The organism is Indibacter alkaliphilus LW1, assembly GCF_000295935.2.
Classification (GTDB): Bacteria; Bacteroidota; Bacteroidia; order Cytophagales; family Cyclobacteriaceae; genus Indibacter; species Indibacter alkaliphilus.
Window position 1 is genome coordinate 1 of sequence record NZ_ALWO02000036.1, and the last position, 18256, is coordinate 18256.

General features: G+C 40.4%; 14 protein-coding genes. 3 read left to right on the top strand and 11 right to left on the bottom strand.

The window, feature by feature from the left end; translation table 11 throughout:
- Window positions 1–621 precede the first annotated feature (621 nt).
- The 5 genes from A33Q_RS11325 to A33Q_RS11345 all read right to left on the bottom strand — a co-directional run bounded on the left by A33Q_RS11325 (window position 622) and on the right by A33Q_RS11345 (window position 8451).
- Window positions 622–2748, bottom strand: a complete 2127-nt coding sequence (locus tag A33Q_RS11325; RefSeq protein WP_009034949.1) for a prolyl oligopeptidase family serine peptidase — start codon at window positions 2746–2748, stop codon at window positions 622–624.
- Between the two features lie 57 nt (window positions 2749–2805).
- Entirely contained in the window at window positions 2806–4077 is a 1272-nt protein-coding gene (gene serS, locus A33Q_RS11330) for a serine--tRNA ligase (protein ID WP_009034948.1), read from the bottom strand.
- Window positions 4078–4150: 73 nt separating this feature from the next.
- Window positions 4151–6619 (bottom strand): bifunctional UDP-N-acetylmuramoyl-tripeptide:D-alanyl-D-alanine ligase/alanine racemase, encoded by a 2469-nt coding sequence (locus A33Q_RS11335; protein WP_009034947.1) that lies wholly within the window; start codon window positions 6617–6619, stop codon window positions 4151–4153.
- Window positions 6620–6636: 17 nt separating this feature from the next.
- Window positions 6637–7698, bottom strand: a complete 1062-nt coding sequence (locus tag A33Q_RS11340) for a lysylphosphatidylglycerol synthase transmembrane domain-containing protein (protein WP_009034946.1) — start codon at window positions 7696–7698, stop codon at window positions 6637–6639.
- Between the two features lie 3 nt (window positions 7699–7701).
- The gene (locus A33Q_RS11345) at window positions 7702–8451 is read right to left on the bottom strand and encodes a segregation and condensation protein A (protein WP_009034945.1); all 750 of its coding nucleotides are present in this window, start codon (window positions 8449–8451) and stop codon (window positions 7702–7704) included.
- A 187-nt stretch (window positions 8452–8638) separates the two neighbouring features.
- On the opposite strand from A33Q_RS11345, the gene dxs reads away from it, so the two are divergent.
- The 3 genes from dxs to A33Q_RS11360 all read left to right on the top strand — a co-directional run bounded on the left by dxs (window position 8639) and on the right by A33Q_RS11360 (window position 11781).
- Entirely contained in the window at window positions 8639–10558 is a 1920-nt protein-coding gene (gene dxs / locus A33Q_RS11350) for a 1-deoxy-D-xylulose-5-phosphate synthase (RefSeq protein ID WP_009034944.1), read from the top strand.
- Between the two features lie 23 nt (window positions 10559–10581).
- Window positions 10582–10815: a DUF2442 domain-containing protein gene (locus A33Q_RS11355; protein ID WP_009034943.1), complete on the top strand. Its 234-nt coding sequence runs from the start codon at window positions 10582–10584 to the stop codon at window positions 10813–10815.
- Window positions 10816–11022: 207 nt separating this feature from the next.
- A complete protein-coding gene (locus A33Q_RS11360) occupies window positions 11023–11781 on the top strand; it encodes an alpha/beta fold hydrolase (protein ID WP_009034942.1) in 759 nt (252 codons plus the stop codon).
- Window positions 11782–11788: 7 nt separating this feature from the next.
- Here A33Q_RS11360 and A33Q_RS11365 read toward each other — a convergent pair whose 3' ends face one another.
- From A33Q_RS11365 to A33Q_RS11390, 6 genes are all read right to left on the bottom strand, one after another.
- Window positions 11789–12904, bottom strand: coding sequence for an AI-2E family transporter (locus A33Q_RS11365; protein ID WP_009034941.1), 1116 nt, complete (start codon window positions 12902–12904; stop codon window positions 11789–11791).
- A gap of 466 nt (window positions 12905–13370) precedes the next feature.
- Window positions 13371–14060: a LytR/AlgR family response regulator transcription factor gene (locus A33Q_RS11370; protein WP_009034940.1), complete on the bottom strand. Its 690-nt coding sequence runs from the start codon at window positions 14058–14060 to the stop codon at window positions 13371–13373.
- A gap of 1 nt (window position 14061) precedes the next feature.
- Entirely contained in the window at window positions 14062–15108 is a 1047-nt protein-coding gene (locus A33Q_RS21570) for a sensor histidine kinase (RefSeq protein WP_009034939.1), read from the bottom strand.
- Window positions 15108–15536, bottom strand: a complete 429-nt coding sequence (locus tag A33Q_RS11380; protein WP_040490407.1) for a hypothetical protein — start codon at window positions 15534–15536, stop codon at window positions 15108–15110. Before A33Q_RS11380 ends, A33Q_RS21570 begins: the two co-directional genes overlap by 1 nt.
- A 16-nt stretch (window positions 15537–15552) precedes the next feature.
- Complete coding sequence (locus A33Q_RS11385) at window positions 15553–16308, bottom strand: hypothetical protein (protein ID WP_009034937.1); 756 nt, start codon at window positions 16306–16308, stop codon at window positions 15553–15555.
- A 481-nt stretch (window positions 16309–16789) separates the two neighbouring features.
- Entirely contained in the window at window positions 16790–18124 is a 1335-nt protein-coding gene (locus tag A33Q_RS11390) for a VOC family protein (RefSeq protein WP_009034936.1), read from the bottom strand.
- Window positions 18125–18256: the final 132 nt, after the last annotated feature.

The window sequence follows — 18256 nt, forward strand, 5'->3', positions numbered from 1 at the left end:
GAAACTTAAATCAAAAAATAGCAGCTTAATATTTTGTCCAGTTTTTTGTTGCAAATCCACAAAAACAAAAATCAACGTAAAATTTCTAAACCCAGGGTTAAAACCCTGGGCTATAACATCTACGCCCTTACAGGGCTTGGGAATTCTTATTTGGAGGTCTAAGTCCAAGAGTGGAAAGAAGGTGCTTCAAAAGAAAGATCGCATTTTACTTATTTCTCTTAATCCTTAATCTATCTGGAATCATTTCATTCCCAAAACTCCAGTTTCAATAATATTTCTATTGAATTTCTACCATATTTCCACTTTATTTCAACCTAAGGAATATCTCAATATCCATAAATATCTACCAGTATCCACAAATATCCACAACCCCTATCCCGAATCGCTTTCCTTTCAAGACTTCCGCCAAAACTCTAGTTTTCATTATTTTTCAATCATAGGAATAACTAATATCTAAATATCAATCAATATCCATAATTATCCCTAACCCCTATCCCGAATCGCTTCGCTCTCGGGATCTTCGACTAAGATCCAGTTTTAACCCTATTTCTATAGTATTTCTACCATATTTCCACTTTATTTCAATCAATATCTATTAATATCCATCAATTTCCCCCAATATCATTTAAACCCAATTCCCATATTATAAAGCCCAAAAGCATAAATATCTGCAATTTCCTGAATCTGCATGGAAGTAGGCTTACCAGCTCCGTGGCCCGCATTGGTTTCTATCCTGATCAAAACAGGGGCATCTCCCTGCTGTGCGTCCTGCAAAGTCTGGGCAAATTTGAAGGAATGCGCGGGAACTACCCGGTCATCGTGATCGGCCGTAGTCACCAAAGTGGCCGGATAGCTTGCCGGCTTGAGGTTATGTAAAGGGGAATAGCCCTTGAGGTATTTGTACATTTCTTCGCTGTCATCGGCTGTACCATAATCATAAGCCCAACCTGCCCCAGCTGTGAACTGATGGTACCTCAGCATGTCCAAAACGCCTACAGCTGGAAAAGCAACTTTTGCCAGATCAGGTCTTTGGGTCATCACCGCGCCTACCAAAAGTCCGCCGTTACTCCCTCCTCTCAAGGCAAGGTAATCAGATGAAGTATACCCTTCATTGATCAGGTATTCTCCTGCTGCTATAAAATCATCAAACACATTCTGCTTTTTTAATTTGGTTCCATCCAAATGCCAGTTTTCTCCATATTCTCCTCCACCCCTTAGGTTTGGAACGGCATAAACTCCTCCATTTTCCAACCAAACTGTATTGGCAATGCTGAAAGCAGGAGACAAACTCACATTGAAGCCTCCATAACCGTATAGAATGGTTGGATTCTTCCCATCTTTCTTCAATCCTTTTTTGTGGGTGATGATCATAGGAATTTTAGTCCCATCCTTTGAAGTATAGAACACCTGATTGCTTTCATATTTTTCCGGGTCAAACTGAATGTCCGGCTTGTTGTACAGTTCGCTTTCACCACTTTCGATATCGTACTTATATATTGTACCGGGAGTGATGTAAGAAGTAAAGCTGTAATACAATTCTGCCTCTTCCCTTTTGGCTCCAAATCCACCTGCGGTACCTATTCCCGGTAAGTCAATTATTCTTTCTAGATTCCCCTCGTAATCCAGCTGTCTTACCTCCGTGATGGCATCTTTGAGATAGGATGCGAAAAATTTGCCACCTCCTTTTGAAATACTCACCACACTTTCTTCTTCAGGAATAACATCTTTCCAGTTTTCAGGATTTGGATCATCAAGAGACGCTATCACCAGTCGGTTATTCGGAGCATTTTTATTGGTAAGGATGAAAATTTTCCCATCCTGATGATCCACCGGATAATTATTGCTTTCCATATTGTCCACCACTTTTACAATGGGGGCATTTGCCTTTTCCAGTTCTTGAATGTACAATTCATTTCCTGAGGTAGAATTGGCAGCAGTAATGGCCAATATTTTCCCATCTTCACTTACAGAGGCACCTACATACCTTCTTGGATTGTCATCATCTCCGAAAACCAGTTTATCCTCAGATTGTGGGGTCCCTAATTTATGAAAATACAATTTATGGTTGTTGGTAAGGGCTGAAAGCTTAGATCCATCAGGCTTGTCATAGGTACTGTAGAAAAAGCCTTCATCTCCTTTCCATGCAATACCTGTAAACTTGGCATCTTCAATTTTATCCTCAAGCAATTCTTTACTTTCTGCATCCATTACATAGATGTCTCTCCAATCAGACCCTGCAACAGAAACCGCATAAGCAAAGAGCTTCCCATCTTCCGTAAAAGCAGAACCGGCAAGTGAAGTCGTTCCATCTTCAGAAAGCTTGTTAGGATCCAGAAACACTTCTTCATCTCCCCCATCTACCGGCCTTCTGTACATCACAGATTGGTTTTGTAAGCCGTCATTTCTGTAGTAGTATTGATAATCGCCCTGGATTCTTGGAGCAGATAACTTTTCATAGTTCCACACCTCTTCCAACCGCTTTCTGATGTCTTCTCTGAAAGGTATTTGTTCCAAATATCCAAAGGTTACCTCGTTTTGGGCGGTCACCCAAGCTTTGGTTTCATCTGCATAATCATCTTCCATCCAGCGGTAGGGATCTGCTACTTCTTCTCCCCAGTAGGTGTCTATTTGGTCACTTTTTCTTACTTCCGGATAATTCACGTCTATCTTTTCAAATTTTTGTTTTTGTGCACAAGCTCCCAATAGGGCTATGCCAATTGCTGTAAATAAAGTCTTATTTGGGGTCATTTCTGTTAATATTTAGTATATAAAAAAAGGCCTGTTAAAAGACCTTTTAAATTCATGTTATAGTAAATCAAAACCAAGATATGGTACAAGCACTTTCGGCATCCTGATCCCTTCTTCAGTCTGGTTGTTTTCCAAAATTGCTGCAACTATTCTAGGCAAAGCAAGAGCTGAACCATTAAGTGTATGGGCAAGTTGAGTTTTCTTATCTACTGTCCTATATCTCAGCTTCAGCCTATTGGCCTGGTAGCATTCAAAGTTACTGACGGAACTTACCTCCAACCACCTTTCCTGAGCTGCAGAATAGACCTCCATGTCGTATGTAAGTGCTGAAGTAAAACCCATATCTCCTCCACAAAGCCTAAGCACTCTGAAAGGAAGCTCAAGCTTTTTTAATAAACCCTGCACATAAGCACTCATTTCCTCAAGTGCTTCGTAGGATTGGTCAGGATGGGAAATATGCACCACTTCTACCTTGTCGAACTGATGGAGTCTGTTTAACCCTCTCACATGGGCACCCCAAGAACCCGCTTCACGTCTAAAACATGGTGTATATCCCACATTTTTGATAGGAAAATCAACCTCGTTCAAGATCACATCTCTGTACATATTGGTAATAGGGACCTCAGCTGTCGGTATCAAGTAAAGCTTGTCGGCGGTAGCCTCGTACATTTGTCCTTCTTTGTCCGGTAACTGTCCTGTGCCGTATCCAGAATCTTCATTGACCAAAATAGGCGGCTGAACTTCATAGTATCCGGCTTTTTGGGCTTCATCCAAAAAGAAGTTGATCAATGCCCGCTGCAATCTTGCTCCACGGCCCTTGTAAACAGGGAATCCGGCTCCTGCAATTTTGACCCCCAGATCAAAATCTATGATATCATACTGTTTGATCAATTCCCAATGTGGTTGACTCCCTTCAGGCAATACAGGGATTTCTCCAAATTCCAGTACAATTTCATTATCCTCTGCAGACTTTCCGGAAGGCACAGATACATGCGGAACATTGGGAATGGTATATAAAAGTTGCTTTAAATCCTCCTCGATATTGTTGTAAGCATCCTCAAGAAGCTTGACTTGTTCTTTGATCTCGGAAGTTCTGGACTTGATTTTCTCGGCTTCCTCCTTTTTACCTTCCCGCATCATCATTCCAATTTGCTTGGAAATACTGTTGGATTCGGCTTGGAGGTTATCTCTTTGAACCTGAGTATCCTTCCTGGCTTTGTCCAGTTCAAGCACTTGGTGCAAAGTAGCTTCCGCATGTGGGAAGTTTCTTTTTTGCAAACCTTCAAGTACGGTTTCAAAATTGTCGCGAATGGTATTGACGAGTAACATAAATCAGCTGATAGTTGAAAATAATAGGCGCAAAGATAAGGATGTTAGTGAAATAGACCTTCCGAAATCTGTATCAATCTAAGTAATAGACTCTTTTTACCCTGGAAGAAATGTTGGTCAGCAGTTCATATGGAATTGTTCCGATGTTTTCTGCCAGTTCTTTTAAAGAAATCCCTGGACCATAAACCAATACTTCATCTCCTTCCTCTGCATTGATTTCAGAAATATCTATCATACACATATCCATACAGACGTTTCCAATCACTTTAGCTTTTTGCCCTTTAATGAGTACGTATCCTTTCCCATTGCTGAAACGCCTGTCAAATCCATCTGCGTAGCCTATGGCAATGGTGGCAATTTTTCCATCCTTCTCCATGAGCCCCTTTCTTCCGTAACCAATGGTTTGCCCTTTTTTGAGCATTTTGATCTGAGAAATACTGGTCTTTAATGTACTGATCGGCTTGAGCTCTGAGTCAAACTTTCCAGTTACCTCCACCCCATAAAGCCCTATCCCCAGTCTAACCATATCCAATTGAAACTCTGGAAAAGCAGCTATACCGGCAGAATTCAGTGCATGAAGTATTGGTGTATAAGGCAAATTCTCTGTGACTCTTGAAGACATCTCCAAAAATCTGTCTAATTGCTCCCTCGTAAACGTTTCATGTACTTCCTCATCTGCGCCAACCAAATGTGTGTACAAACTGGCAACCCTTATTTCAGGGAATTCCTGCAATAAAGAAATGAGTTCGGGCAAATGAGTCTCCTCAAAACCCAAACGGTGCATCCCGGTATCCAAATCCAGATGCACAGAGATTCCTTTTTTCATATTTCTGCAGAAAAGTCCCAATTGCCTGAAAAATGAAGGGCTGAAAACAACTGGCTCTAATTTGTATTTTAAGAGATGTAAAAATGATTCTTGTACAGGGTTCAAAACCATGATCGGAAGTCTGATTCCCTCATTCCTCAAAGCTATTCCCTCATCTGTATAGGCAACAGCTAGATAATCAGCTTTCAATTGTTCCAAATGATTGGCAATTTCTGAAGCGCCGCCCCCGTAAGCAAAAGCTTTGACCATAACCATTACTTTGGTGCTAGGCTTTAGCCGACTTTTATAATAATTGTAATTGTGGGTAAGTGCGTTTAGATTTATTTCCAAAGCAGTTCCATGAACTCTTTCTTGCAACCTGTTGACTACTTCCTCAAATCCAAACTGACGGGCTCCCGTGATCAAAATCAAGTCATTTTGAAACTTAAGACTATTGATGGCTCCCAAGAGTTCTTTCGTATTTTCATATAGTTCTGTTTCCCCTTTGAAGAATTTACCTAACCTTTTAATCTCCCTTCCTACTCCAATCAGCCGGTCTATTTGATATTTTTCCAACATACCCGCTACCTCCACATAAACCTGCTTCTGATTGCCCACCTGAAGCATGTCCGATAGGATCACCACCTTATTGTTTTTAGGTCTCTGGGCGGACATAAAATCCAATGCCAGTTTCAATCCAGCCAAGTCATTGTTGTAAGTATCATCAATGAGAAGACATTGGTTAATTCCAGGCTTCAAAGTCAACCGCATATCTACAGCCTTCAGGTGGTCAAGCCCGATTTGGATAGTCTTAGGCTCCATTCCCAGACTTATTGCTGCTACGATGACATGCCTAACGTTTTCCAAAGAAGCCTCATCTGCAAAAGGGAGCAAAAATGTAAAAACGCTAAGGTCCGGACGCATCATTAAAATCCTGGCTTTTCCCTCATTCTTTTTGACACTGAGGGTATAGTCTGCTCCCGGCACCTCTGACCAAGCAATTAGTTTTTCCACAGAATAAATTTTCCTCAATGCTTCATCAGTTAGATTTTGCTCTTTTCTATAGATAATAAAGCTACAATCTTTGAACAGCTTCAGTTTTTCTTCCAGCTTTTGTAGCTCTGATTCAAACCCTTCTTCATGGGCTGTTCCAAGATTTGTGAAAATACCCAGTTGGGGCTTTAGAATTCGTTCAAGTTTTTCCATTTCACCAGTTTTGGAAATTCCAGCCTCCATGACAGCAACTTGGTGATGGTTTTCTATCCCAAAAACTGATAAAGGAACACCCACTTGGGAATTGTAGCTTTTGGGGCTTTTGGCGACAGCAAACTGTTGACCCAGAATCTGGCCAAGCCATTCTTTGACTATGGTTTTTCCATTACTTCCTGTGATTCCTACCAATGGGCCCAAAAAACGGCCTCTTTCATAGATAGCCAATTGCTGCAGTGCCCGATGTGTATCCTTCACGGCCACAAAAGCTGTAGAATCTTCCAGATCATCGGGGATACGATAACCTTCTTTGACAAGAAAACTCCTTACCCCTTGCGCATAAACTTCAGAAATGAAGTCATGCCCATCAAACTTTGCTCCTTTCAGTGCTACAAAAAGCGTCTGATCAGCCTGCATGATGTTTCTGGAATCAATGACAATATTTTCTACAGACAAATCATCAGAATCTCGAAGGAATTTTCCGTCTGTCAATTCTTTGATCTGTGAAGATTTCAGCGCTTGCATCATGGCTTCAATTTAAGCAATTAGCTTTGGCTTTTTTTCTTTTTGAAAAAGACCTGTTTAATCCATCTTGGGAGGAATATTGCACCCAATAGCAAATAAGGATAATATGAAAGCAGTCTCCATAGAATACTGGTCACGAAGGTATATCCAGATAGAAACTCTGAGAAAAACTGAGCAAAGAAAAACTCCGCAGTACCACTACTGCCTGGAGTTGGCGAGATCATCATGACAATCCACATGATTACTTGCCTGGCAAAAATGATGATATGCTCACTTACACTTAATGCTTCATACGCTCCAATCAGGGCATTGAGCATCAGATAGCGGGAACTCCATATAAATATGGTTGCCCCTATGATAGGTAGCCAATAATTCCAACTTTTGCCTACCAGTTCTTTTGAAGCTTCGATGATTTGGTTGCCATATTCATTGGCTGAATGCTTCCATTTGCGAAGCCATTTGATAGAATAAATCCGCAATAAAACCCATTTGAATACACGTGGCCTGTAGAAAAGCGCCAAAGCCATGATCAAAGAATAAATGGCATAAAGGGCATAACTGGTCCAGAACAATACTTCAAGACTTCTCCCAAGCTTCATTTCCATGACCCTACTGGCGGGAAATATATTTCCTTGTGCAAAAAACAATATAATTGGTGCACCGATCACAAAAAACAGGTTGTCCAAAATAGCGGTCACCATGACGAAAGCAATAGCCTTGCCCAGCTTTATGCCTTCTTTGTGCAGAATAAAAACAGCTACAGCTGTTCCTCCTACAATGGAGGGAGTCACCGCAGAGGCAAATTCCCAGAGAATAATGACATACAAAGCCCTGATCCAGGTCAATCTCTTTCCGGTGATTTCACGGATACGGTAAATATATCCTGCATCTCTGCACAAAATGACAAAAATCGCTAGAGCTATGCCCCAGGCGGAGGCATCAAATACACCTCTCAGTGTTTTTGCATTGACATTGGGATCAAGATAGAACATCAAGAAAACAATACCTACCCCTATCAGGACTGGAACCCAAATCTTGTTGGGATTGAGCGTTTGGAAAATTTTCTTATTGTCTAACTTCATACACTACTCCGTAGCCACCTGTTCTGTCTTTTCTACCCAAAAATTATTAAACCCATCTCCGATTGTAATGGTAACCTGAGATAACTGCAGAAGTTCCAAAATTGCCAAAAATGTGTAGATGACAAAAATCTTATCCGGCTTATAATCCACAAATTCTGAAAAAGGCACTCTTTCCCGAAATGCTATCTTTTCCAAAACAAAGTCCTTTTGTTGCTCTATGGTGTAGGGGTATTGAATTACGGTATGCTTGGTTTCATCTGTTCTGGCAGCAAATTTGGCCATCACCCGCTGATATACCTTCAGCATTTTGTACAGGTCGAGATCCTGAATTTCGGCCTCCACATCTTCCACTTTAGAAAGAGCCTTAAGTTCCGAAGCTATGTTCCCCCTCTTTTGTTTAGAAAGGCGCTCTTCCTCCAATTTAGCCAAATCCGCAATCACCGATTTATACTTTTTATATTCCAACAAATGCCTGATCAGCTCCTCTCTCGGGTCGATTTCCTCTCCATTCTCATCCAATTCAGGTCTGGGGATCAGCATCTTGGATTTTATTTTCATCAATGTGGCAGCAAAGAGTATGAATTCACTCGCTACCTCTATTTCCATTTTTTCCAAATGATGGATATATTCGAGAAAATCTTGGGTGATTTTTGCAATGGGAATATCATAAATATCCAGTTCATCTCTTTCGATGAAAAAGAGCATTAGGTCGAAAGGACCTTCGAAAAGTGGCAATTTGATTTCGAAACTCACTGGTTACTATTTATTTTCTCTTAATTTTGCACGGTATTTGGAACCAAAGATATCCAAATAATGCTAAATTAAGCATTTGGAAAACAAAAAGAGCCTGTAAGTCTGACATCGTCCTTATCAAAATCTTTTTATAAACAATTGGCATCGCATGATGTTAATTAACTTTAATAAATGAAACGTTTCGCTGATGATAATCCAACCAGGTAAACTCTTATCCCAGATCAATAATCCCGACGATCTGAAAAGATTTTCAAAAGACCAGCTTGTACAAATATGTGATGAACTCCGACAGTTTATAGTTGACAATGTATCAGTATATGGAGGACACTTCGGTGCCAGCCTGGGCGTAGTGGAACTTACTGTTGCATTACATTATGTGCTCAATACCCCAGAAGACCAATTGGTTTGGGATGTTGGACACCAAGCTTATGGTCATAAAATCCTAACGGGTAGAAAAGAGAGATTTCACACCAACAGGTTGTATGGCGGACTTTCGGGATTTCCCAAGAGAAAAGAAAGTGAATACGATACTTTTGGTGTTGGCCATTCAAGTACTTCGATTTCCGCTGCTTTAGGGATGGCAGTGGCATCCAAATATAAAGGGGATAAGCTCAAGCAACACATAGCAGTAATCGGTGACGGTTCTATGACCGGCGGGATGGCTTTTGAAGCCATGAACCATGCAGGTGTCTCCGATACCAACATGATTATCATCCTCAATGACAATTGCATGTCCATTGACCCCAATGTTGGAGCACTTAAGGATTATCTTACAGACATTACTACTTCCCACACCTATAATAAAGTAAAAGATGAAGTTTGGAACTTGCTTGGAAAATTCAGCAAATTCGGAACTTCTGCCCAAGAGGTAATTTCCAAAGTGGAAGGAGCCATTAAATCCGCAGTACTAAAACAAAGTAACCTGTTTGAATCTCTCAACCTCAGGTATTTTGGACCTGTAGATGGACACGATGTTAATCACCTTGTAGAAGTATTGGCAGACCTAAGGGATATTCCCGGACCAAAAATTCTTCATTGCGTCACCGTTAAAGGGAAAGGCTATGCTCCTGCCGAAAACGGTAATAAAACTACTTGGCATGCACCAGGTCTTTTTGATAAGGTGACGGGAGAAATTTATAAAAAAACTCCTACCAAACCGCAGCCACCCAAATATCAGGATGTTTTTGGTCACACCTTGGTTGAACTCGCTAAAGAGAACGATAAAATAATGGGGATAACACCTGCAATGCCATCTGGTTCTTCGCTTAACATCATGATGAAAGAAATGCCGGACAGAGCATTTGATGTGGGTATTGCAGAACAGCATGCAGTGACTTTTTCGGCCGGCTTGGCTACGCAGGGGATGGTTCCTTTCTGTAATATATACAGCTCTTTTATGCAAAGAGCATACGATCAAGTTATTCACGATGTGGCTTTGCAAAATCTTCAAGTGGTGTTATGTCTTGACAGGGCCGGTTTTGCCGGAGCGGATGGTCCAACTCACCATGGAGCATACGATTTGGCTTATTTCAGATGTATTCCAAATATGGTTGTATCCGCTCCTATGAATGAAGAGGAGTTGAGGAACTTGATGTACACAGCAACCAAATTTGAAGGTCCATTCTCAATTCGATATCCAAGAGGTCAAGGCGTGATGCCGGAATGGAGGACACCTATGAGAGAAATCCCTATCGGTCAGGGAAGGATTGTCAAAGAAGGAAAAGATGTAGCCATTCTGACCATTGGCCATATCGGTAACTATGCTGTGGAAGCAACTGAGAAGCTTGCCTTGGAAGGAATGGATCCAGCGCACTATGACATGAGATTTGTCAAACCATTGGACGAGGACTTGTTGCATGAGATTTTTGGAAAATTCAGTAAGGTAATCACCGTAGAAGATGGCTGTCTGATGGGAGGTTTTGGATCAGCAGTGATCGAATGGATGATGGACCATGATTATCAGGCACAGGTAAAACGTCTGGGCATTCCAGATAGAGTTGTAGAGCATGGTGAGCAGTTGGAGCTTCATAGAGAATGTGGCTTTGATCCTGAGGGAATCATGCAAGCAGTAAAAGAGTTTGCAAAAATTGAAGTTGTGAAAAAATAAATCCTTTTTAGAAAATTCATGGTATGAGTATCACGGTTATCAATAAATCCTCACTAGCCAAAGACATTTGGTTTGATGACAACAAGATGTTTATCCTTTTAGAGGACGGTAGAGAATTGGGCATCCCCTTAGAATGGTTTCCAAGGTTGAGAAAGTCAACAAAAGAGGAGTTATCAAAATGGAGATTAATTGGCGATGGAGAAGGAATACATTGGGATTCTTTGGATGAGGATATTTTGGTAGGGGCTTTGCTTTAATTCAAAAAGTTTCATGTTTCTACCCTTCTTTACCAGTAGCCTCAATTTCTGATACCAATGGATGTTACATAACAATCTACTAGTAACTAGTTCCGAAGGCTCGGAATCGATTTGACCTGAATTCCCAAGCTTAATTTCATTACAGCAAAGTTCCGTATATACATAATAAGTTTTTCTCAGGTACAATATTTTTCTTAGTTTCAATGCATGATAGCTTTTTCTAAAAACGGTAAGGGGCTTCCAGTCATACTTATTCACGGGTTTTGTGAAAGAAAAGAAATGTGGAAAACTTTTTCTGACCACTTATCCACATCTTACACGGTGTATTGCCCTGATTTACCGGGATTTGGGGAGAGCACACTTCAGGAGGAAAAGACAAATCTGGAAAGCATAGCAGTAAATCTTTCCGAATGGATGGATGTGGAAGGAATCAGAAAACCCGTTATCATCGGACATTCTTTGGGAGGTTATGTCACTTTAGCATTAGCCGAATTGTTAGGCAATGAAATCAAAGGAATAGGATTGTTTCACTCCACAGCTATGCCTGATGATATGGTTAAGAAAAAGACCAGAAACAAAACCATCACTTTTCTGAAAAAGCACGGTGTGGATAAGTTTATGGATTCATTTGTTCCGCCACTGTTTGCCCAGGCCAATAAAGACATTCATGCCGACACCATTGATAGGCTCATTGAAGCAGGGAAAACCAGTTCATTGAAAACTGTCATTGCCTATACAGAAGCCATGCGTGACAGAAAGGACAGAATGGAGGTCTGGAAAAATTTTGCAGGGAAAAATTTGATGATCGCAGGTGAAATGGATATGGCCGTTCCATTGGCAAACAGCAGACTGCATCAATCATCTTCTGACCTGTATCACGAACTTCAAGGAGTGGGCCACATGGGGATGTTTGAAGCACAAACCAAAACTTTGGAGATCTTGAGAAAATTTTTATCCATGTCTTAAGTGCCTCCTACTCACTTTTCAGGACTTTTTCTTCATTACTGAAAAGGTAACCGAAAGCTTTCAGCTCAGGAATATTTCTGCAGAAAATAGTGATAATAGCGAATAACGGTATAGAAATTACCATCCCAATAATTCCCCAAATGGCATTTCCAATCAGAACTGAAAGAATTACAAAGAAAGGGTTGATATTCAATTTATTGCTGAAAACAATTGGTTGAAAAACATAGGTGTCTAAAAATTGCACCAACAAAAAAGTAACTGTAATCATAATCACCATATTGGTATCACCTCCTGAACCAACGCCAAGAATAAGCGCTATAACATAAGCCGCCATATTTCCAATAAAAGGAATTAAAGATAGTACTGCACCAATAAGGCTGGCCAAAATGAAATTCTCAACCCCGGAAATCCATAACCCAAGGCTGTAAAGCAATACCAGAAAAACCATGAGAATGAGTCTTCCTCCAAGGTAATGCTGAACCAGGTCAGTGGATTTAACAATCGTTTTCTTATACCTATCCCTTTCAGTTTTTGGGAAAAGAAGCATGGAAAATTTGAAAAATTTCTTTCTGTAGAGAAGAAATAAAAATAAGTAAACAAACATCAGGATGAAGTCCGCAAAAAAGCTAAAAGTAGCTCCAAGCACCTCTATTGCTTCTTTTTGATTTTCCTTGACCTCTTCTTCCCCCGGCTTTTTTTCCGGCTTTTCATCTTCCTCCAAGCCAAACTCCTCTTTGTAAGATTCCAGCTTGCCTCGATCCAAAGGAGTATGTTTGAGTACAAAGGACTCTATAGAAACTAGAGTTGGGTAAAACTGCTTCTTCAGATCATCAGAATCTTCCAAAAAATTTCTGACCTGAAACGAAAGTATTGCAGTAACACCAAGAATGACAATCAAATTAATCAACAACACTAAAGTCGTTGACCAGAATCTGGAAAAGCTCCATGATTCTAACTTTCGCGCTAATGGTACAGATAGCATGGCCAGAATCAAGGCTATGATCACCGGTGCCAATACACCCTTTGCAGCTATGATCCCAGCTACAGCAAAATACAAGCCTATCAGGACTAGAAAGTAGGCACAGACCCGGACGGGATTTTTAAAAATCTTTTTAAATGTCATAGCAGAAATTCAATAATCTTCAGGTAACACAATTTCCGTGCTACCTGCACCAAATCACTTCAAAGGAGTCTTTGTGGAGAAAAATACCCAGCTAATCTATTGTTTTAACAAAGTTTTTCCCCACTATGACATCCCCTCCCACACTTACAAAATTCCATTTTTCCACAATAGGACTGTTTAAGCAGAATGAATGTCGTTAAAATAAGACTGCAAATTCAATTTAAACTTTTCCAAAGTTGGATTAAAAGAAAAAAACAAACATTGTCCATAAATCAGAACTTTGGAAAATTTCTCCTACACTTAAACGAAATTGGTTGCAGTGTTAATCCTACTTTGTCATAGTAACAGATTAGGTCAAACCTGCCAGGTTTATCAGCCAAAACAGCTTTAATTTTTATCGTTTCAAAAAGAACCCTGGCAGGTTTTTTCTTGTCATTTTCTAACATGACAAAGTAAGCTTATAAAGTCATGGCTTTTTCAACAGCCTTTTTTCCACCATCTCCCTATAATTATTGGCCAAAGGAACCGCATCCCCCTCAATCCAGACCTGATGCTTTTCCAGTTTCTCTATTGCATTGAGATTGACCAACCAAGACTTGTGAATCCTCATGAAGGTATCTAAAGGGAGGATGGCAATCAATTCCTGCATGGTCATCCTGGTGCTCAGACTCCCTGTCTTAGTGTGGATAAACAAGAGATTACCATCGGATTTGACATACTTAAGCTCGCTGAGATTCACCCTGATCCAATCATAACTGTCTTTAAAGAAAACACTGGTTTCTTCCCCTTTTTTCCTCACAATTTCCTGATAAGCCCTGTTGAGTGAAGTCAGGAACCTTTCGAAAGAGAAAGGCTTCAATAGGTAGTCCAAGGCCTGCAATTCATATCCCTGAAGGGCAAACTCGGAATAGGCCGTCGTAAAAATAAAGCTTTTGCCAAATGGCTGAATGATTTTGGCCAGCTCAGTACCCTTCATTCCCGGCATGTTGATATCCAAAAATACCAGGTCGGGCTGATGGGAATAAATATACTCCAATCCTTCTTTTGAATCGGTAAAACTCTCGACCAATCGGATAAAAGGGACTTTATCCACATAGCTCTTGATGATTCCTATAGCTGGAAGTTCGTCGTCTATCGCAATAGCATTTATCAACATGTCATTTTCTTAAATCTATTTTCATCAAAACTGTAAATACCTTTCCAGTATCCTTTATTGTCAGACTGTGCTTTGCCGGGTACAGGCTCTTCAGCCTCTTTTTGACCAGGTCAATTCCATTTCCAGTGCCTTTATTATCCCTAAGCTGTCCTTTAAGGTAAGTATTTTCAATATGAATGGATAACTCCTCTTCTTCCACCGAGATCCTGACAAGGATTTTACCATTCTGATTACCCGGACCAAATTCAGAAAATTTGAATGCATTTTCCAAAAATGGCTGTACCAACATGGGACTGATATCCACAGGAAAACCATCCCAATTGATCTCTATATCCATTGACTTTTCCCCCGTACTTCCAAACCTATTTTTCTGAATCCTGATGTACTTATCCACAAAATCAAGTTCTTCCTCTATGCTGATAAAATCCTTCTTGGATTTTTCCAAAGCGAACCTCATTAAGTCCGAAAGCTGAAGAATCTGAGCGGCGGTATGCGGACTTTCTTCCTGAATTGCGGAACTGTAAGTCGAATTCAGGGCATTGAAAAGGAAGTGGGGATTGAGCTGTGACTGCAAAAGGTTCAGCTCAGCCTTTTCTTTCTGCTGTATCAGTTCGGTCTGTTTTCTCCTGGTATACATCAAGTCAAAAAACCAGGTAATGGCAAGAAAATAAAGTGCGACAACCCCTGTGAGGATCAGGTTATCTTTCAAAATCTCTTCCTCATACATGACCGTCCATTGCAGAAATTCGAAAAACACCATTAACAGCAATAGCTCAAGACCCCAAAACAAATACCAAGGTATATTCCTTTCTTTCCACTTCAGGAAAAGAAATTTAAAATTGGCCCAAGCCAGTAAGTTGACAAAAAAGAAAACAGCTAACCAGCTAAGAAGAAACACCTGTAGGTTTCCAAAATAATTCTCATCCCCGGCGGACATCTCCACTTGGATGAGCTGAAAAATCCTGATCAGCCAGTAAGCCAGTACTCCAAGAAACAAGAGTATTCCTACCGGTCTAATTATTTTTACAGCCAATCCTTTATTCTTCATTACAAACTGCTTTTTGTGAGATCAATGTACTGAGGATTCATTTTTTCTATGGCCAATTCCCCTGTTTGTTGCGGCCTTCTTACCAAGTGAAGCGTACTCATCAATACCTGATATTCCCTAATGGCTTCTAGGTAATAGGTTTTTCCTGCTTCCAAGGTAAGACTATAAGATTTATTCTCAGTCAGGTTTCTCAATGTTGCGCCCTTCGTCTCCAGTTTGACTTTACCTGGTTTGGTTTTGATGACATAGTATGTGTTTCTCCTGATTTCAGGAAGGACTTCTTTTCCATCCAACAAAAGCCTGAATGAAGAAAAATTAAGGCTTGGCTTGACGTATACCACCAAAATAGCCTCCTTTTCTTGCTGAGAAAATTGCAGGCTACCCATATAAAAGAATAGGGGCATAATAAAAAGGATCCACTTTGCCATCGAATGAAAATTCATTTCAGCGCTCTCTTGAGATAACCACAGCTGCCTTCAGATAAATAAGTGAAACCCTATCTCCAAACGAGTTGACCAATGGAGCATCAGAAGATCTCCACCTTGGCGAGCCGATTCCGGTCTTGTATCCGAGCTGTATGCTCTCCATGGCCGATACGGCTCTCAAAGCCCTTGGCAAGTATTCCAGTCCTATGTCTAAAGTACCTGAAATGTGTTCTAATCTTGGCCAGGCCTGCCCATTGCCTGCACGGAAATTATTGAAATCAAAGCTGCTGCCATCATATTGGGTGATGCTTAATTCTCTCCCCACGACTCCCAAGCCAGCTCTCAATATGATAAAATGATGGTCATTGGCCACTATAGCTCTGCCTATTGAAAAGTCCCCAAAAAAATCTCTGGATTCTATGATCGTCGAACCACTTGAGGACCTGTCAAAATTTACAGAGGCAATTGCGGGGAAGTAGAAATTGAAATTATAAAACATCAAGTTTCTTCTCCATCCTATTCCTACGCCTGAATAGTCAGTGAGCCTGTTCATTTTGAGACCAAAGGAATTATCTAACCTTCTTTGCATGGCCTGGTGGCCCAGCTGTAATCCAAATGTTCCCATTGGCGTGAAATAGTAATAGGTACTTCTTTCTGAAAGAATGGGGAAATCCATTCCTTCTTCTTCATCCAAATCAATGGTCTGGGCTTGGACTGCTTCTTTAAAGAAAGATAAAGCCAACAAAAAAAATATGTATTTCAAAAATCCGGTCATAACTATAAAGTTTGATTACGGGACAAAAAAAGAATGCTCTCTCGGGAATAACAAGAAAAGGTGATAAAGCCCCCAAAACTTGAGCTGAAAACCTAAAAAAATGATTTTTGTGTTTTAATATATCCTGAGTTATGTATGTCTGCAATTAGACCTGTAAGCAATTTAATGTGGGTCTTGAATCAACCCGATATTAATAGAAATAGGATATTTATTGATATTGGCTTTAAATCAAAAGTTTATTCTACCATGAAGATCTACTGTTAAAAAAAGCGGAAAATCATGTATCTAATTTCCTACTCAATTCAATATCAATACATATTTAAACGTGTTTATACGCATTTTTTCAGTAAGGCTATATCCTAAAAATTAATATTTGAATTTGATAAATATCAACAAGTATCTAATATCAATGAATATCGATTATAAACCAAATCGGCTATACATTTAAAACTCACAGTTTTGTATATCCAAACTTGTAATTCTATTTGTGAAGCACTTCTACCAGCCGTGCATTGTCATCATGGTCCAGGTAAGTATTGAACTCCAAAAAGTACTTTCCTGGGTCTATGCCTACAAAAGCCTTATACCTATCTTTTGTACCGGTATACATTTCCCTCTCCAAAGCAAAGGGAGCATATTGCTGTGCATAAGTATACCAAGCTTCCAAATTATCCACCACAAAAGCTATACTTGTCCCCTTCTTTTCGGTATAGTTGTGCATTCCCCTTTTTTCGTCCACCAAGCCTATATATCCGGTTTCTGACGCCTGATACACTTTGGCCCAACCTTGATCCACGATTAGGGTCAGGCCTATTTTTTCCTCATAAAAACGCTCTGCCTCCTGTAAGTCCTCGTAGTACATCCAAGTTACTGCTCCGTAAAAGCCTAATCCTGCGGCTATTTCCGCATTTTTGGTCTTAAGGGGGGCGAATTTTTGGAGCTGGGGCATAAGTTTTTCATTTTCAGGATGCTGCTTGAAGGTTTCAAATTCCAAGAGGTACCCCTCCGGATCTACTGCCACAAAACCATCATGGGCGTTGTTTTCTTTTGGCTTGTAAGTATACTTGATCTCTACTTCTTTTTCCTGTAAGTAGGCGTACCATTCAGGCAACTGATCCGTCAGAAGCGCAATGGCTACAGTTTTGGGCTCTTCTGCCTTGTGTCTTCCTACAGCAGCATCTACCAAAGTGATCAAAGCGTCCGGCGCCGCCCTGTATGTTTTTGCAAACTCATAATCAGACAGCAGCTCCATTCCCAAAACATCCCCATAAAATAAGGAGGCCTGCTCAAGGTCTGAATAATAAAGAAAAATATTGGTCGCCTGAATACCAAAATCAGGCAGAGTCCTGAAAGTGGTGTTTTTGGCCAGAAGCTCATTGATATGGGCAGGTGGATAACCCAACAATCTCCCGAACCTTCTCGCAGCCGCCTCTGGGTCAATTTCACCCATATCCAAAGTATGCTTGAGGTCGAAATAGGCCTGAAGCGCATTTTCTTTATGGAAAATCAACACCTCTTTACCGGATGAAATGCTTTTGTCAAACAAATCAGTGTGGATAAGTTCAGGCTCCCTGTAAACAGAAATACCGTATTTTTCAGCGATTTTTTCTGCTTCACCAAGTAGCTTATCCACAATTTCAGTATCCATCGGTTCACTCAAGGCGAGGGGCTTCACATCTGCCGCTACCATTTCCGCAAATGCCTCCATCTGCCCCATTTGCTTGGCTTTTTCATTTTCTTTACATGAAATACAGCTAATTATCAAGATAACAAAAAGGTGTTTAAAAACCCGGGAGGGGAAGTGTATCTTGCTCATATGGGATATCAATTTTCAGAAATATCCTTAAAAATTTTGACTTTTAGGGCTTTACTTTTTAGCAAGTTGATCCAACAATAGCTTTATGTATGCATCAGCTACTCGAAATTCGCTATTTCAAGTACAGATACC

Coding starts and splice junctions, on each gene's coding strand:
- A33Q_RS11355 (WP_009034943.1), top strand. CDS start 10,582: ATGAGTATCACGGTTATCAATAAATCCTCACTAGCCAAAGACATTTGG.
- dxs (WP_009034944.1), top strand. CDS start 8,639: ATGATAATCCAACCAGGTAAACTCTTATCCCAGATCAATAATCCCGAC.
- A33Q_RS11325 (WP_009034949.1), bottom strand. CDS start 2,748: ATGACCCCAAATAAGACTTTATTTACAGCAATTGGCATAGCCCTATTG.
- A33Q_RS11365 (WP_009034941.1), bottom strand. CDS start 12,904: ATGACATTTAAAAAGATTTTTAAAAATCCCGTCCGGGTCTGTGCCTAC.
- A33Q_RS11335 (WP_009034947.1), bottom strand. CDS start 6,619: ATGATGCAAGCGCTGAAATCTTCACAGATCAAAGAATTGACAGACGGA.
- A33Q_RS11390 (WP_009034936.1), bottom strand. CDS start 18,124: ATGAGCAAGATACACTTCCCCTCCCGGGTTTTTAAACACCTTTTTGTT.
- A33Q_RS11380 (WP_040490407.1), bottom strand. CDS start 15,536: ATGGCAAAGTGGATCCTTTTTATTATGCCCCTATTCTTTTATATGGGT.
- A33Q_RS11370 (WP_009034940.1), bottom strand. CDS start 14,060: ATGTTGATAAATGCTATTGCGATAGACGACGAACTTCCAGCTATAGGA.
- A33Q_RS21570 (WP_009034939.1), bottom strand. CDS start 15,108: ATGAAGAATAAAGGATTGGCTGTAAAAATAATTAGACCGGTAGGAATA.
- A33Q_RS11385 (WP_009034937.1), bottom strand. CDS start 16,308: ATGACCGGATTTTTGAAATACATATTTTTTTTGTTGGCTTTATCTTTC.
- A33Q_RS11340 (WP_009034946.1), bottom strand. CDS start 7,698: ATGAAGTTAGACAATAAGAAAATTTTCCAAACGCTCAATCCCAACAAG.
- serS (WP_009034948.1), bottom strand. CDS start 4,077: ATGTTACTCGTCAATACCATTCGCGACAATTTTGAAACCGTACTTGAA.
- A33Q_RS11360 (WP_009034942.1), top strand. CDS start 11,023: ATGATAGCTTTTTCTAAAAACGGTAAGGGGCTTCCAGTCATACTTATT.